Source organism: Roseovarius sp. B-10, from assembly GCF_056859295.1.
This window is the reverse complement of the sequence record NZ_JBSXOE010000030.1, coordinates 62219-77350: the sequence shown is the minus strand read 5'-3', so window position 1 is coordinate 77350 and position 15132 is coordinate 62219. Positions and strand designations below refer to the sequence as shown.

Annotated in this window: 15 protein-coding genes; 6 read left to right on the top strand and 9 right to left on the bottom strand. The window is 65.5% G+C overall.

Translation table 11 applies throughout. The features are described from left to right. Positions 1 to 3: 3 nt before the first annotated feature. The 7 genes from AC13D8_RS08015 to guaA all read right to left on the bottom strand — a co-directional run bounded on the left by AC13D8_RS08015 (position 4) and on the right by guaA (position 6683). Positions 4 to 867, bottom strand: coding sequence for an ATPase (locus AC13D8_RS08015; RefSeq protein ID WP_482968416.1), 864 nt, complete (start codon positions 865 to 867; stop codon positions 4 to 6). Positions 868 to 996: 129 nt separating this feature from the next. Next, the gene (locus tag AC13D8_RS08010; RefSeq protein WP_482968415.1) at positions 997 to 2076 is read right to left on the bottom strand and encodes an OmpP1/FadL family transporter; all 1080 of its coding nucleotides are present in this window, start codon (positions 2074 to 2076) and stop codon (positions 997 to 999) included. Positions 2077 to 2215: 139 nt separating this feature from the next. After that, positions 2216 to 3112: a DMT family transporter gene (locus tag AC13D8_RS08005; protein ID WP_482968414.1), complete on the bottom strand. Its 897-nt coding sequence runs from the start codon at positions 3110 to 3112 to the stop codon at positions 2216 to 2218. Beyond that, the gene (locus AC13D8_RS08000) at positions 3109 to 3375 is read right to left on the bottom strand and encodes a putative quinol monooxygenase (protein ID WP_482968413.1); all 267 of its coding nucleotides are present in this window, start codon (positions 3373 to 3375) and stop codon (positions 3109 to 3111) included. Before AC13D8_RS08000 ends, AC13D8_RS08005 begins: the two co-directional genes overlap by 4 nt. Next, on the bottom strand, positions 3372 to 4193 hold the full coding sequence (locus AC13D8_RS07995; protein ID WP_482968412.1) for an FkbM family methyltransferase: 822 nt from the start codon (positions 4191 to 4193) through the stop codon (positions 3372 to 3374). Before AC13D8_RS07995 ends, AC13D8_RS08000 begins: the two co-directional genes overlap by 4 nt. 32 nt (positions 4194 to 4225) lie before the next feature. Beyond that, positions 4226 to 4948 carry a sulfotransferase domain-containing protein gene (locus AC13D8_RS07990; RefSeq protein WP_482968411.1) on the bottom strand — a complete coding sequence of 241 codons (723 nt, stop codon included), beginning with the start codon at positions 4946 to 4948 and terminating at the stop codon, positions 4226 to 4228. Between the two features lie 166 nt (positions 4949 to 5114). After that, a complete protein-coding gene (guaA, locus tag AC13D8_RS07985; RefSeq protein WP_482968410.1) occupies positions 5115 to 6683 on the bottom strand; it encodes a glutamine-hydrolyzing GMP synthase in 1569 nt (522 codons plus the stop codon). A gap of 210 nt (positions 6684 to 6893) precedes the next feature. Here guaA and AC13D8_RS07980 point away from each other — a divergent pair, with 210 nt between their 5' ends. Next, on the top strand, positions 6894 to 8441 hold the full coding sequence (locus tag AC13D8_RS07980) for a trimethylamine methyltransferase family protein (RefSeq protein WP_482968409.1): 1548 nt from the start codon (positions 6894 to 6896) through the stop codon (positions 8439 to 8441). Here AC13D8_RS07980 and AC13D8_RS07975 read toward each other — a convergent pair. Continuing rightward, entirely contained in the window at positions 8396 to 8722 is a 327-nt protein-coding gene (locus AC13D8_RS07975; protein WP_104020479.1) for a DUF6477 family protein, read from the bottom strand. The two genes, AC13D8_RS07980 and AC13D8_RS07975, sit on opposite strands and share 46 nt — an antisense overlap. Before the next feature lie 269 nt (positions 8723 to 8991). On the opposite strand from AC13D8_RS07975, the gene AC13D8_RS07970 reads away from it, so the two are divergent. From AC13D8_RS07970 to lipA, 3 genes are all read left to right on the top strand, one after another. Beyond that, complete coding sequence (locus AC13D8_RS07970) at positions 8992 to 10092, top strand: DUF6456 domain-containing protein (RefSeq protein ID WP_482968408.1); 1101 nt, start codon at positions 8992 to 8994, stop codon at positions 10090 to 10092. Positions 10093 to 10133: 41 nt separating this feature from the next. Next, complete coding sequence (locus tag AC13D8_RS07965) at positions 10134 to 11069, top strand: hydrogen peroxide-inducible genes activator (RefSeq protein ID WP_482968407.1); 936 nt, start codon at positions 10134 to 10136, stop codon at positions 11067 to 11069. Positions 11070 to 11207: 138 nt separating this feature from the next. Next, positions 11208 to 12152, top strand: a complete 945-nt coding sequence (lipA, locus tag AC13D8_RS07960) for a lipoyl synthase (protein WP_482968406.1) — start codon at positions 11208 to 11210, stop codon at positions 12150 to 12152. A gap of 24 nt (positions 12153 to 12176) precedes the next feature. Here lipA and AC13D8_RS07955 read toward each other — a convergent pair whose 3' ends face one another. Beyond that, entirely contained in the window at positions 12177 to 12875 is a 699-nt protein-coding gene (locus AC13D8_RS07955) for a DUF502 domain-containing protein (protein ID WP_482968405.1), read from the bottom strand. Positions 12876 to 13139: 264 nt separating this feature from the next. Between AC13D8_RS07955 and rpsB the strand changes: the two genes are divergently transcribed. Both rpsB and tsf read left to right on the top strand, forming a co-directional pair. Beyond that, positions 13140 to 13916 carry a 30S ribosomal protein S2 gene (rpsB, locus tag AC13D8_RS07950; RefSeq protein ID WP_129431756.1) on the top strand — a complete coding sequence of 259 codons (777 nt, stop codon included), beginning with the start codon at positions 13140 to 13142 and terminating at the stop codon, positions 13914 to 13916. Between the two features lie 81 nt (positions 13917 to 13997). Continuing rightward, a complete protein-coding gene (tsf, locus tag AC13D8_RS07945; RefSeq protein WP_482968404.1) occupies positions 13998 to 14870 on the top strand; it encodes a translation elongation factor Ts in 873 nt (290 codons plus the stop codon). Positions 14871 to 15132 lie beyond the last annotated feature (262 nt).

Sequence of the window (15132 nt, the reverse complement as noted above, 5' to 3'; positions counted from 1 at the left end):
GGATCAGTCGGCGCGGCGCTCGATGGCGGTGGCGATGAGCGCGTCGAAACGGGCGGCGTCGGTTGCTTGCGCCACCTCGTCGGCACTCACGCGCACGCCCCATTTGGCCATTCGCTCGTAACGCGGCTGGCGGTGCGCGAGCGCGCGCGCATAGGTCCAGCGGATGAAGGCATCGGGATCAACTTCGTCCGCTTTACACTTGTTTTCTCTCAGGTATTCCTCCCACATTCGGGCGAGAAACTCTGGCTGGTAGGCCATCGGCTTGGGCGCGCGATCGAAGCGGCGAACGAGTTCGGCGGTATGCGCCTCGGACCCCTCGATATAGACCAGCAGGCAGTGCCGCGACAGCTCCGTCAGCAGCGGATCGCCGGGGTCGTCGCCGTCCACCCATTCGCAGATCGACCCGCCGGTATCGCAGATGAAATTCGGATAGCCATAGAGCCGCTCGGCGCGCTCGATGAAATAGCCGGTATCCATCAGCGCGCTGATCTCCGCCTGCCGGAACTGTTCCTGCCGACGGCGGTATTCCTCAATGGGCATGCCGCCCTTGGCCGGATCGCCGGGTTTTCCAAGGTAGGTGGAGACGGGGGCGAGGTTGTGAAACGTGATGTTGGAGCCGATATAAATCGAGTCCGACAACAGCAGATCGCGCAGGAACGGCACCTGCATGGCGTGCGCCTTGGCGTTATCGACGATCAGCTCACCCATGTAGCGCGTGCCGATGCGGTAATCTATCGAGTAGTGAAACCAGCCGCCCGCGTCGCGCAGCATCTGCGAGACATGGGTCTTGCCCAGCCCCGACATGCCGTAAAACAGCACTCGCTTGCGGGGGGCACGCATCCAGGCTTGGGCGGTATCGTAGATCATGGGCCACCTTTGGTTATCGCGTGATGTGGTAGCCACAGCGGGAGCGGCGGTCAAACCCAAAGCCTGAAAGTGCAACGAAAAAACCCGGCAGTTACCTGCCGGGCCTTTGGAATACAGTTTTGGCTGCAATCAGAAGCGGAAGCCGACCTTGATGCCCGTGGCGAGCGCATCGTTGTTCGAGAATTCCGAGCCGATGGTCGTCGTGGTGGCCGAGCCAATATCATAGTACCGCACGCCCATGGTCACGTCGAATGCCTCGGCAGTATAGGTTATCGCAGCGCCGTAGCTGGTAAAACCGTCGCGGCCTTCGAGGTTGCCCGTCAGCTTTCCGTTGTCGGGCTCATAGCCCACGATGAGTGCCCCGGACCAGCTCTTGGAAAACCTGTGTCCGACACCGAGCTCATAGGTCCAGTAGTCCCCGGTGCCAGAGGCGATGGGCAGATTTTGCGGGTTCAGCGGGTTCGTCAAAAAATCCGGCGCGCCAACCTGGAACTTGGACCATTCCTGCCAGCGTGCAGAGCCGAAGACGATTGTGTCCTTGGCGACACCGGAGCGCGCATGCAGCGTGACCGCCTGCGGGATCTCCACGTCAAAGGAGGCCCCGTTATTGTCCTTGAACTCGTGCTCGATTTTGGATTCGTAGGTAACGGCCAGGCGCAGCGCGATCTCTGGCACCTCGTAGGCACCGCCAAGCACATAACCAAGCCGGTAGTCCTTGTCCACGTCCAGCGAGTAGACAGCCGGAGGAGCCACCCCGAGGTTCACGTTGCCGTCGAGCGACTGCAAGCGCAGGCCGCCGTAGACGCTGACCTTGTCGTTCATCTGGTACTTGAGATACCCGGTCAGGGCGAGTGAATTGATTTCCGCCGTTGACGTCGCGAACGGATAGGGCCTGGCCGGATAGGAAACGTCAGCGCCGACCGGATTTGTGCTTACGATCGCAAAGGTGAGCTTTTCGTTGATGTCCTGTTTGTAGCCGAAATGGTACGTCTGGTAGCTCGGTGTGATATCACCAGACTGAGCACCTGCAAAAGCTCCGGTGCCGGTGCCGCTGATACTGGGCGACACGTTCGTCACGGAAAACTCGAAGTAGCGCTCACCCTCTTCGAAGAGGATTTGCGACCGGTCCCCATGGCGCTGAATGCTGGCGGCATGTGCGCTCCCGGCTGCAAGGCAGGCCGCGGCGGCGGCCAATGTGAATTTCTTCATGATGTCCCTCTCCTCCTGGATGATTGGCGGTCACACTACCGTTACACCCCCCCCGGTCAATCTTTGACGCCGCGTCACAAATGCACATGAGTTGGGCGGTGGCTCGCATGACACAGTTTTCGCGCGAATCCGTTCACGTTCAGTAACGTTTTCGTGTTTCGACCCACAGGTTGAGGTAATTCGCTCCAAAAATCACACCGGCGCCGATCAGCACCCATGCGTCTATTGCCTCGCCATAGACCATGAGGCCGATCACCGCGATCAGCGGCAGGCGCAGGAAATCCACCGGCGTGACCACGGTGGCCGGTGCGATGGAGAGCGCGGTTGTCAGACACACATGCGCCATCAGCCCCGCGCAGCCGATCACGACCAGCCACGGCAGGGAGGCGGGCGAGGGCAACGCGATATCGCCGTCAACGCCTGCGCAAACGAGGCCGAACACGATCTGCGTGCCGGTCATCCAGAACAGGATACAGGTCAGGCTCTCGGTCCGCGTCAGCCGCTTGGTGGCAAGGATCGAGCCGGCAAAACCGATGGCGGCGGCGGCGGCGGCGAGCGTGCCCGCGTTGATCGTCTCGGCGCTCGGGCGTGCGACGATCAGGATGCCGGAGAAGCCGACGATCGCGGCCAGCGCGCGCACCCGTGTCATCCGCTCGCCCAGCAGCAGCGGCGACAGCACCAGCACCCACAGGGGCGAGGTGAATTCCAGCGCGAAAACCTGCGCCAGCGGGATCATCGCGATAGCGTAGAACCAAAGGTTCTGCCCGGTGAAATGGCTGATGTTGCGCACGAGGTGCAGCCCCGGAGAGCGCAGCGTGATGCTGCGCGCCCGCCCCGTCACCCACGCCACGCCGAGCACGAGGACAAAACCCACGACGCTGCGATACATCATGATCTCGAAGGTATCGAGCTCGAAGCTGACGGCGCGGCCGGCGACCGCCATCGACGAGAACGACACCACCGCCCCCAGCATCCACAGCCCCGCCCGCAGCACGGCAGCGGACTCGGCATGCGGCGGGGCAGGGACGAAGGTCATTCCCCGTCCAGTGCGAAATCGCGCGCCATGTGGCCCGTGACCTGCCACCATTCGCTTGCGCGGGTGCGGGCCTGATGGGCGTCGAACGCGGCGCGGTCGGCAAACCGCTCGGAGACCGAGAACACGCCCGGCGCGGTCTCGGCGATGTCAAAGGACAGACAGCCCGGCTCTTGCCGCGTGAGCCGGACATGGTCGGGCAGCGCGTCGCGGACGGTCGCGGCCTCGTCGGGCGCGCAGGACATGGTGCCGGTCAGGCGGATCACCCGCGCCACCAGATCTCGGGCATGGCGATATCGGGCGTGTCGGCCACGTTGGGCCGGTCGAGCGCATGCGGCAGGTGCAGCGCGCCGGTCGCGGCCCCGGCGGGCAGGCGGTCGCGCCGCAGGTAGGTGATCTCGAACACCCGCGGGACGCCGATGCCGCGGCACGTGGCAATACCGCAGCAATTGTTGGCGTGCATGTGCACGATGGCGAAATCCCGGTGCAGCTTGGCGAACATGGCGCGGATGAGCGGCAGGCCGTGACGTTCGAAGATGCGCTCCATGTCGTGGAACTCGATCACCATCATGCGGAACCGGCGCAGCAGGGCGGCATCGCTCTCGATCAGAACGTCGAATTCGGCCCCCTCGATATCCATCTGCAACAGCAGGTCGTCATCCGCCTCTTCGCCGAGCTTGTCGCCGACCCAGTCGCCCAGGGTGATGAAGGTCTCATCACTCTGCGCCCCCAGAAAGCGGCGGTCGAACTCGAAGAGCGGGTTTTCGAGCGGCGCGCGCTCGACGCTTGCATCGGCCATGAAGGATCGGATGCCGTGGTTGCGCGCGATCTCTTCTTCGAAACGGGCGGTGACGTCGACGCCGGGCGAGAAACAGTGGCGGATGCCCTCGAAATCATCGGGCAGCAAATAGCCCCCGTCACCCCCGCCGCCGACCCGCACCAGAGGCACCGCCGCGCAGGCGTCGCGTATCGAGGCCGCGAAGCCCTGCAAGGCGTCCGGGTCCGCGGCACGCTGCGCGACGCGCCCGCGCGCCAGCCGCGCCACCTCGATTCCCCGCCGCCATCTTGCGATTACGTGCCGCATCGCATGCCCCCTCAGTGCCCCGAGACTACTACTCAGGATTCGTAGCCCAGAAGGGCGCATTCATCACGGCAACTCCGTTCGATGCGTCGTTCGACGGACCTCGGTGCTGCCTCATACGCCGCTGCGGAGACGAATTCCAGAGCATAGCCAGGGTTGCGCTGCCGGGCGAGCGCCTCCTGCTCGCGCATTTCCGAGCGCGAAGACAGGTCCACCGCCCGCGTGATCGCGTCGTCCTCGAAATACCAGCCGAAATTGCGTGCCAGCGCGCGCAGCTCGCCGGTGGTGTCCGACAGCAGATCCTCGTACCGCACGAGATGCAGGAACCGGTTGCCGAAATTGACATGGGTGGAGAACCACGAATGCACGTGCCGTTTCCACGCCTCGATCCCGAAATCCGGATGATTGCAGAACGCCTCGAGGCTGTCCGAATACCGGTCTAGCCCGGTCATGTAGCGATGGTAGCTTCGCATCACGTTCAGGGGATGGCGTACAACGTAGATGACATGGGCCATCTCGGCTTCAAAGCTGCTGTGCGACTTGTAGAAGCGCACTTGCGGCGACGCGAATTCATGGGCGAGCGTATCCGGTGTCGCATCCAGGTCGGGGATGTAGGAGCGAACCGAGGAAAAGGTCGCCCGATGCGACGAGCCGCCATTTCGCAGGCACATATTGGCCAGCAATACGGTCAGCCACGTGATTCCCGATTTCGGAAACTCCACGAGGTGGAAATCGTTCGAGTACTGCTGTCGCGGCAAGCATGTCCGGCGCGCCCGCAACCGGCGGGACGTGGTTCGTGTGCGGGATAGCGACCGCGCTTTACGGATCAGCTCCATGTTCGCACCCCCGTGGCTTCAGGATAAACAACATACAAGGTCGGACGTCGTTTGAGAATTCCTGTCGCGCGCCCGGGTTAATGGGCCGTCACTCCCATTCGATGGTCCCCGGCGGCTTCGAGGTCACGTCATAGGTGACGCGGTTGATGCCCTTGACCTCGTTGATGATGCGCGTCGCGGTCTCGCCGAGGAAGTCGTGTGAGAACGGGTAGTAATCCGCCGTCATGCCGTCCACGCTCGTCACCGCGCGCAGCGCGCAGGCGAAATCATAGGTCCGCCCGTCGCCCATCACGCCGACGGTGCGCACCGGCAGGATGGCGACGAACGCCTGCCATATCTCGTCATAGAGACCATGCTTACGAATCTGGTCGATATAGACGGCATCGGCCTTGCGCAGGATTTCCAGCTTCTCGCGGGTGATCTCGCCCGGGCAGCGGATGGCGAGGCCAGGGCCGGGAAAGGGGTGACGACCGATGAAATGGTCTGGCAGGCCCAGTTCACGGCCCAGCGCGCGCACCTCGTCCTTGAACAACTCGCGCAGCGGCTCGACCAGTTTCAGCCCCATCTTCTCGGGCAGGCCGCCGACGTTGTGGTGGCTCTTGATCGTGACCGATGGCCCGCCCGAGAAGCTGACGCTTTCGATCACGTCGGGGTAGAGCGTGCCTTGGGCCAGAAACTCCGCGCCGTCGATCTCGCCCGCGTATTTCTGGAACACGTCGATAAACAACCGACCGATGATCTTTCTCTTTGTTTCCGGGTCGCTTACGCCGTCAAGCTCACCCAGGAAAAGCTCTGACTCGTCGGCATGGATGAGCGGGATGTTGTAATGGTCGCGAAACATCGAAACCACTTGCTCGGCCTCGTTGAGGCGCAAGAGCCCGTGATCCACGAACACGCAGGTTAGCTGATCGCCGATCGCCTCGTGCAGCAGCATCGCCGCGACCGAGCTGTCGACCCCGCCGGATAGCCCGCAGATCACCTTGCGGTCGCCCACCTGCTCGCGGATTTTCGCAATCGCCTCCTCGCGGTAGGCGCCCATCGTCCAGTCGCCCGCAAAGCCCGCCAGCCGCACGAAATTCTCGTAGAGCCGCCGACCATTGGGCGTGTGGTGCACCTCGGGGTGGAATTGCACCGCGTAATAGCGGCGCTCGCGGTCGGCGGTGATGGCAAACGGCGCGCCGGGAGAGGTGCCCAGAACCTCGAAACCGGGTGCGATTTCAGAGACATGGTCGCCGTGGCTCATCCAGACCTGTTCGCGCGTGCCGTCCGCGAACCAACCGTCGAGAAACTCGCTTTGCAGCCCCGATGGCGTGACCCAGGCGCGCCCGAACTCGGCGGTTGCGTGCTCGCCCGCCTCGACGCGCCCGCCGAGGTCCTGCATCATCACCTGCTGGCCATAGCAGATACCAAGAATCGGCACGCCCAGGTCATAGACGGCCTGCGGCGGGCGCGGGCTGCCTGTGCGCGTGACGCTATCGGGTCCGCCGGAAAAAATCACCGCGCGCGGCGCGATCTCTGCGAGCAGCGCCTCGGTCACGTTCTGGTAGGGGTGGATTTCGCTATAGACGTTCAATTCGCGCAGGCGGCGCGCGATAAGCTGCGTCACCTGGCTGCCGAAGTCGATGATGAGAAGGCGGTCGTGCATGGGCTGGCTCATGGCCAGCCTAGTAGAACGCGCGCCATGTCTGCGCAAGAGGATGTCATCGTGCCGGCGGTGGCTCAGCCCGGCAACGATGTCGCTTTTCCCCCCAACGCGCCGCTATACGCCTCCGGACACGTCAGGCAACAAGTTAAAAACGCACAAATACCCGCTGGAACGCGGGCTGGACGGTTGGCGTGGACAGGCTCGAACACAAAGGGGGCACTCATGGCAGAAGCATCAGCGCGCAGCAGGCGGGCACGGGGCGGTGGCGGGGCCGCGCGCCGCGCGGAGCGCACCGCCGTGAGCGTCGAGACGGCGCGGTATATCGAGCGCAACATTCCCAATTTCGAGATCCTCTCCGAAGAGGCGCTCGAGATCATCGAGCACAACGCCGAGACCGTGCTCGAGGAGATCGGCGTCAATTTCGTGCAGAACCCCGCCGCGCTCGAACGCTGGCGGCAGGCGGGCGCGGACGTTCAGGGCGAGCGGGTGCGCCTGCCCCGCGGGCTGGCGCGTCAACTGATCGCCACCGCGCCCTCGCATTTCACCCAGCACGCGCGCAATCCCGCCCGCTCGGTCGAGATCGGCGGGCGCAACCTCGTGCTCGCGCCGATCTACGGCCCGCCCTTCGTGCATGACATGGAGCATGGCCGCCGCTATGCCACGCTCGAGGATTTCCGCAACTTCGTGCGGCTGGGCTACATGTCCAAATGGCTGCACCATTCCGGCGGCACGGTGTGCGAGCCCACCGACGTCCCCGTGAACAAGCGCCATCTGGACATGCTCCACGCGCACATGACCCTGTCGGACAAGCCGTTCATGGGCTCGGTCACCGAGCCCAGCCGCGCGCAGGACAGCGTCGATATGGCCGGGTTGCTCTTCGGCGAGGATTTCGTGCGCGACAATACGGTGATGACCAACCTCATCAACGTCAACTCGCCGATGACCTTCGACGACGTGATGATGGGCTCACTCGAAGTCTACGCCCGCAACAACCAGGCCTGCATCATCTCGCCGTTCATCGTCGGTGGCGCGATGGCGCCGACCACGGTCGCCGGCACGCTGACGCAGGTGCTGGCCGAGGTGCTTGCCGGCATCGCCTATTCCCAGCTCATCCGCCCCGGCGCGCCGGTGATCGCGGGGGCCTTTGTCACCTCCATCGACATGAACAGCGGCGCGCCCACGTTCGGGACGCCCGAGGCCGCCCACATAACCTATGGCATGGGCCAGCTCGCGCGGCGGCTGCGGCTGCCATACCGCTCGGCGGGCTCGTTCACCGGCTCCAAGCTGCCCGATGCGCAGGCCGCCTACGAGACCGCCAACAGCCTCAACATGGGGCTGCTGTCGGGTGTCAACTTCATGCTGCATTCCTGTGGCTGGATGGAGGGCGGGCTGGTTGCCTCGTTCGAGAAATTCGTGATGGATGCCGATCAGCTCGGCGTGCTGCACCATCTCGCCAAAGGCGTCTACATGGACGAGAACGGCCAGGCGATGGACGCGATCCGCGAGGTGGGGCCGGGCGGTCACTATCTCGGTTGCGCGCATACCCAGGCCAATTTCAAGACGGCGTTCTGGCGGTCTGACCTGCTCGATTACAAGCCTTACGAGACGTGGATCGACGAGGGCGGGCGCGACACGATGGCGCTCGCCAACGCGCGGGTCAAGAAGCTGCTCACCGACTACCAGCAGCCCGCGCTCGACCCGGCCATCAACGAGGCGCTCTCCGATTACGTGGCCAGGCGCAAAGAATCGATGCCCGACGCGTTTTCCTGAGCTTCGCGGTCCAGCAGCCGCGCCTCGCCCATCACCGCGATGAGCACCGCCACGTGATGCGCGGCGCGGTACGTCACCGCGCCGCCCCGGCGCGCCGCATCCTGCGCGCGCTCGATCTCGATCAGCCGGGCGAGCGCCTCGCGCGCCGTTGGCAGCGGCCCCGGCCCGATCAGCCGCGGCAGCGCCGTGCCCCGCACGTAGCCCGGCACGCCCAGCCGCGCGGCGCGCACCAAGAGCGGCGGGCGGCGCAGCGCGCCTAGCTTCCGATTAATTTCCTGCATGGCCCGAACTCCCTTTTCGCGAACGTGTCCGGTCACCGTGGCACGGTTGGACGGGGTGTTGCGCGCAGGCCGGATGCAGCGTGCGGCGGGCACAGTCATTGTTCATGGTTTGTCAACGAAAGTTTAATTTCTTGAAACAGTTAACGAACCGGTAATCTTTGCACGTTTAAGTTGATCTGACCATGTGGATAAGCCTGTGGACAAATTGTCCCGGTGCCCGGGACCGTCCTCAGGCCGTAAATCGGGGAACCGCGATGCAAGAGCAGCTTATGACAAAACCCACCTTGCCAAGGGTGCCCTCCTGGGTGCCCGAGGCCGCGGTCCACTACCTTGCGCATATCGAGAGCGGCGCGTCCATCCGTGCGCTGGCGCGGCGGTCGGGGCGGCATGCCTCGACCGTGCTGCGCCAGATCCGGGCGTTCGAGACGCGGCGCGACGACCTGCTGGTGGACGATGCGTTGCGGCGGCTAGGCTGCATCGTCGGTCATGCAAGGAAAGCCGGTTCCCCAACCTTGGAGGCCCGCATGCCCGCCACCCACCACAGCCCGACCGAAGACGACAGCACGACCCTCAGCGAGGCGCGGCTCAGGCGCGAGGCACGGCGCGTGCTGCGCCGGCTTTGCGAAACCGGCGCGCGGCTCGCCGTGGCCTCGGAGATGGACAAAGCCGTGGTGGTGCGCGACACCGGCACAGGCCAGCCCACCCGCACCGCCGTGGTCGATCGCGAGGTGGCCGAGGCGCTGGCGCTCAAGGACTGGATCGCCTGCGACAATCCCGGTCGCATCTCGCGCTACCACGTCACTGCAAGGGGCCGCGCCACGCTCGGGGAACTGCTTGCCGAGGAGGAAAACGCCGCCTCTGGCCTGCGCGAGGCGACGCTGCTCGACGGGGCGGATGCGGGCGGCGATCCCGCTACGGGCGCGCGGCAGATGCGCTTTGCCCCTGGCGACACACCGCTCGCGGCGCTGGCGCGACGGCGCGACAAGGACGGCAAGCGGTTTCTCGACCCCGATCTGGTCAACGCAGGAGAACGCCTGCGCGAGGATTTCGAACTGGCCCAGATGGCCCCGCACACCGCGCAGAACTGGGATCACTTCCTCCGCCATGCGGGCGAGCCGCCCGCGCCTCCCGACGCGCCAGGCTTCGGTGCCGAGGCGGCGCGCGCGCGCCTCATCGGCGCGCTGCGCGAGCTCGGCCCCGGGCTGGGCGACGTGGCGCTGCGTTGCTGCTGCTATCTCGAGGGGCTGGAGGCCGCCGAGAAGAAGATGGGCTGGTCGGCGCGGTCGGCCAAGATCGTGCTGCGCATCGCGCTGCACCGGCTCAAGCGCCATTATGAGCGGCTGGGCAGGGACGCGAGCCTCATCGGCTGATCGCCCTTGCACCCGCGCCGGGAAGGCCCGATTATACACGCATGAGTATAACGCTGCGCCAGATTCGCTATTTCCGCGCCCTCGCCGAGCATCGCAATTTCGGGCGCGCGGCGTCCGAGATGAACGTCTCGCAGCCCGCGCTCTCGGTGCAGATCCGCGAGTTGGAGGCCGCACTCGGCGCGCGGGTCGCCGAGCGGCGCGCCCGTGACGTGTCGCTCACCCCGTTTGGACGGCGCGTCTTGCACCACGCCGGGCGCGTGCTGGAGGAGATGCAGGCGCTCTCGGAGGCCGCGCGCTGGCATGACGGGCTGTCGGGCGAGCTGGCGCTGGGCGTCATCCCGACTATCGCGCCCTATATCCTCCCCGGCGTGCTGGCGTCGCTGCGCACGCGCGACATCGCGCTCGACGTCCGGGTGCGCGAGGCCCGCACCGAGGATCTCGCCGCCGACCTGCGCACAGGGCGAATCGACGCGGCGCTGATGGCCTTGCCGCTGCCCGGCAACGATCTCGAATCCACCGGCCTGTTCGAGGATCGCTTCCTGCTGGCGGGCAGCGCTGCGCGGCTGGCCGCGCTCGGAGAGACGGTGCCCGACCCAACGGCGCTGGGCACCAACCCGCTGTTGCTGCTGGAGGACGGGCATTGCCTGACCGACCAGGCGCTCGAGGTCTGCGGGCGGGGCAGGGGGCACGCCCAGATCGACACCGGCGCCTCGTCGCTGGGCACGCTGTCGCGGCTGGTGGCGGCGGGGTTCGGCCTGACGCTCATGCCCGAGATCGCCGCCCCCACCGAGGCGCGCGCTGCGCCGGGGCTAGTGCTGCGCCGGTTCGATTCGCCAGAGCCCGCGCGGCGTGTGGCGCTGGTGCGACGCCGGGGCGCGGAAAATGCACAATGGTTCGACGACCTTGCGCAGGTATTGCGCGCGGCGGGCGAAAGCCTGCTGGCGACGGCCCGCGCCGATTGGGGCACGGGCCGCTAAACACCAGACCACTCGTTACCACGCGATGGCACCGTTGACCCCGGCGCATACCGGCACGCGGCGATGCGCCACTGGAACTCGCCATCCCTCTCACCTATACTCCCCCCAAGTTACCAAATCATTCGCGGGGATTATATCGTGCGCGATCTCAAGATACCCGGGCAGCGCCACCCCGAGAAGGCGCGCCGCCCCGACAGTGCCCAACCGCGCAAGCCCGACTGGATCCGGGTCAAGGCCCCGAGTTCCAAGGGCTATTTCGAAACCCAGCGAATCATGCGCGAGCACAAGCTGGTGACCGTCTGCGAAGAGGCGGGCTGCCCCAATGCCGGCGAATGCTGGGGGCAGGGGCACGCCACCATGATGATCATGGGCGAAATCTGCACCCGTGGCTGCACCTTCTGCAACGTGGCCACCGGCAAGCCGCAATCGCTCGATGCGTTCGAGCCGGGGCGCGTCGCCGATGCCGTGCAGAAGCTCGGCCTCAACCACGTCGTCGTCACCTCCGTGGACCGCGACGATCTCGACGATGGCGGGGCCGAGCATTTCGCCCAGACCATTCGCGCCATCCGCCACCGCGCGCCCGGCACCACGATCGAGATCCTGACACCCGATTTCCTGCATTGCGACGTGAGCGTTCTGGAAACCGTGGTCGCGGCGAAGCCGGACGTGTTCAATCACAACCTCGAGACGGTTCCCGGCCTATATCCGGCAGTGCGCCCCGGCGCGCGCTACTTTCACTCCCTGCGGCTGTTGCAGCGGGTCAAGGAGCTCGACCCGTCGATGTTCACCAAGTCGGGCATCATGGTGGGCCTCGGCGAGGATCGCCAGTCGGTGCACCAGGTGATGGACGACATGCGCGCGGCGGATGTCGATTTCCTGACCATCGGCCAATACCTGCAACCCACGCCCAAGCACCACGCGGTCGCCCGTTTCGTGCCGCCCGACGAATTCGCCGCCTATGAAAAGGCCGCCTATGGCAAGGGATTCCTGATGGTGTCGGCCACGCCGCTCACCCGGTCGAGCTATCACGCGGGCGACGATTTCGCGCGGCTGCGCGAGGCCCGGCAGGCGCGGCTGGCCTGACCGGAACGCTAAAGGGCAGGGTGGTCAGGCGCGCTTGCGGGGCTTGCCCGCGGGTTCGGGCTTGCGCTCGGGCGGATAGACCAGCCCCGCCGAAATCACCAGCTTGGCCGCGTCCTCGATGCTCATATCCAGCTCGATCACGTCCTCGCGCGGAAAGAACAGCAAGAACCCCGAGGTCGGGTTGGGCGTCGTCGGCACGAACACGCTCAGAAGGTTGCTTCCGGTTTCGGCCTTGGCGTTCACCTCGCCGCGTGCCTCGGTCGAGATGAAGCCGATGGCCCAGATATCCTTGCGCGGATACTGCACCAGGCACGCCTTCTCAAAGCTGCGATCGGATTGCGCGAACACCGTCTCGGCGATCTGTTTCACCCCCGAGTAGATCGAGCGCACCACCGGCATCCGATTCACCAGCGATTCGGCAAAGCCGATCATCGAGCGCCCAATCAGCCCCTTGGCGATCCACCCCACGACGATGGTAAAGATCAGGAAGATGATCACGCCGATGCCGCGCAGGTTGATGCCGATATACTGCTCGGGCTGATAGCCTGCGGGGATAAGCGGCAGCACCATGCCATCGACCCATCCCGCCACCGTCCAGATGAGCCACAGCGTCAGCCCAACCGGCGCGATCACCACGATCCCGGTCAGAAAACTCGCCCGCAACCCCACAAGGCGCCTCGGTTTCTTCGGCTCGGGTGGCAATTCGTCGAAAGGCGTGTTCATCTCGGATCCATGCGGCGACCACGCACGTATCTAGGCATGTTGGCCGTGGGCCACAATGGGGCAAAATCACGGGGCCGGAGCGCCGCCCCACGCCGGGGGCGGCCGCGAGGGGTTGCGCCCGTCCGTCACCGGGGCTATACGCGCGCCACTGATAATCCCGCAGGCATGGGCGGGCCGCCAGGGGGAGACATCCCCGACGGTCCACCGGTTGAAGCATCCGCTTCTCTCCCCGTGCCGAGGCGCAAACCGGAAAAGGATACGATAATGGCTCTTCCCGAGTTCAATCTGCGTCAGCTTCTCGAAGCCGGCGTTCACTTTGGCCACCAGACGCAGCGCTGGAACCCCCGCATGGGCGAGTTCATCTACGGCGCGCGCAACGGCATCCACATCATCGACCTGACGCAGACCGTGCCGATGCTCGACGCGGCGCTCAACGTCATCCGCGAGACCGTGGCCAAGAACGGCCGCGTGCTGTTCGTCGGCACCAAGCGGCAGGCCAGCCAGCCGATCGCCGACGCGGCCGAAAAATGCGCGCAGTACTACATGAACCACCGCTGGCTCGGCGGCACGCTGACCAACTGGCAGACCGTGTCAAAATCCATCCAGCGCCTGCGCGAGATCGACGAGATTCTCGAGGCCGGTGGCGAGGGCCTCACCAAGAAGGAGCGTCTTGGCATCGAGCGCGACCAGACCAAGCTTCAGTCGAGCCTCGGCGGCATCCGCGAGATGGGCGGCGTGCCCGACCTCCTGTTTGTGATCGACGTCAAGAAAGAGGCGCTCGCCGTGGCCGAGGCCAACAAGCTCGGTATCCCGGTCGTGGCCGTCGTCGATACCAACTGCTCGCCCGACGGGATCGACTACATCATCCCCGGCAATGACGACGCCGCGCGCGCCATCGCGCTCTATTGCGATCTGGTCAGCCGCGCCGCGCTCGACGGGATGTCGGCACAGCTTGGGGCTGCGGGCGTCGACGTGGGTGCGCTCGAAGAGGCGCCGGTCGAAGAGGTCATCGCCGAGGCGACCGAGAGCACCGACGCCTGAGCCGTCACGAAACCGTCACCGGGGCAGGGCTATCCCTCGCGCCCCGGGAACACCCGCTGATATTTTGAGGAGAGCCGAGAGATGGCGATCACTGCTGCAATGGTGAAGGAACTGCGCGACAGCACGGGCGCAGGTATGATGGACGCAAAGAAGGCGCTGACCGAGACGGGCGGCGACATGGAGGCCGCAACCGACTGGCTGCGCACCAAGGGCCTGTCCAAGGCCGCCAAGAAATCCGGTCGCACCGCCGCCGAGGGCCTCGTGGCGCTGAGCGTTGACGGCGGCCGCGGTGTCGCGGTCGAGGTCAATGCCGAAACCGACTTCGTCGCCAAGAACGCCGAGTTCCAGGACATGGTGGGCGCCATCGCCGGGGCCGCGCTTGACGTGGCCGACGTGGACGCGCTCGCCGCCGCCGAGATCGGCGGCAAGACCGTGGCCGACACGCTGACCGACAAGATCGCCACCATCGGCGAAAACATGTCGCTGCGCCGCATGGCCCGCGTCGAAGGCAAGGGCGTGGTCTCCTACGTCCACAACGCCGCGCGCGACGGCATGGGCAAGATCGGCGTTCTCGTGGCCTTCGACGGCGACGAGGGCTTTGCCCGGCAGGTGGCGATGCACATCGCCGCGTCCAACCCCGCAGCCCTCGACGAGGCCGCGCTCGACCCGGCCATTGTCGAAAAGGAGCGCGCAGTCCAGATCGACATCGCCCGCGAATCGGGCAAGCCCGAGGCCGTGATCGAAAAGATGATCGTGGGCCGGATGAAGAAATTCATCGCCGAGGCCACGCTCATGGGCCAGGCCTTCGTGATGAACCCCGATCTTACGGTCGAGGCCGCCGCCAAGGAGGCCGGCACCGCGATCACCGATTTCGTCCGCCTCGAGGTGGGCGAGGGGATCGAGAAGAAGCAGGAAGATTTCGCCGCCGAGGTGGCCAAGGCCGCACAGGGCTGATCCTGCCCCGATCAGGACGCATCGAGAGGCCCCCGGTTTCCGGGGGCCTTTTCGTTTCGGGACACGCGATCAGAAAGGCGGCGGTGCGCCCGAAGACGCACCGCTATGACCGATCGCAATTGGGGATGAACGAGGGTCAAACCGAATTCGACTGCCGACACCGAAATGGGTGTCGACAGCCGAAATCCGGCAATGCCGGAAGAAAACGGTCCCCCAGAAACGCTTGGGGCTAGCGCCGCCTTCCGATGTTCCAAGCCAAAAA

Coding starts and splice junctions, on each gene's coding strand:
- AC13D8_RS08015 (WP_482968416.1), bottom strand. CDS start 867: ATGATCTACGATACCGCCCAAGCCTGGATGCGTGCCCCCCGCAAGCGA.
- AC13D8_RS08010 (WP_482968415.1), bottom strand. CDS start 2,076: ATGAAGAAATTCACATTGGCCGCCGCCGCGGCCTGCCTTGCAGCCGGG.
- AC13D8_RS08005 (WP_482968414.1), bottom strand. CDS start 3,112: ATGACCTTCGTCCCTGCCCCGCCGCATGCCGAGTCCGCTGCCGTGCTG.
- AC13D8_RS07995 (WP_482968412.1), bottom strand. CDS start 4,193: ATGCGGCACGTAATCGCAAGATGGCGGCGGGGAATCGAGGTGGCGCGG.
- guaA (WP_482968410.1), bottom strand. CDS start 6,683: ATGAGCCAGCCCATGCACGACCGCCTTCTCATCATCGACTTCGGCAGC.
- AC13D8_RS07980 (WP_482968409.1), top strand. CDS start 6,894: ATGGCAGAAGCATCAGCGCGCAGCAGGCGGGCACGGGGCGGTGGCGGG.
- AC13D8_RS07975 (WP_104020479.1), bottom strand. CDS start 8,722: ATGCAGGAAATTAATCGGAAGCTAGGCGCGCTGCGCCGCCCGCCGCTC.
- AC13D8_RS07970 (WP_482968408.1), top strand. CDS start 8,992: ATGACAAAACCCACCTTGCCAAGGGTGCCCTCCTGGGTGCCCGAGGCC.
- AC13D8_RS07965 (WP_482968407.1), top strand. CDS start 10,134: ATGAGTATAACGCTGCGCCAGATTCGCTATTTCCGCGCCCTCGCCGAG.
- AC13D8_RS07955 (WP_482968405.1), bottom strand. CDS start 12,875: ATGAACACGCCTTTCGACGAATTGCCACCCGAGCCGAAGAAACCGAGG.
- rpsB (WP_129431756.1), top strand. CDS start 13,140: ATGGCTCTTCCCGAGTTCAATCTGCGTCAGCTTCTCGAAGCCGGCGTT.
- tsf (WP_482968404.1), top strand. CDS start 13,998: ATGGCGATCACTGCTGCAATGGTGAAGGAACTGCGCGACAGCACGGGC.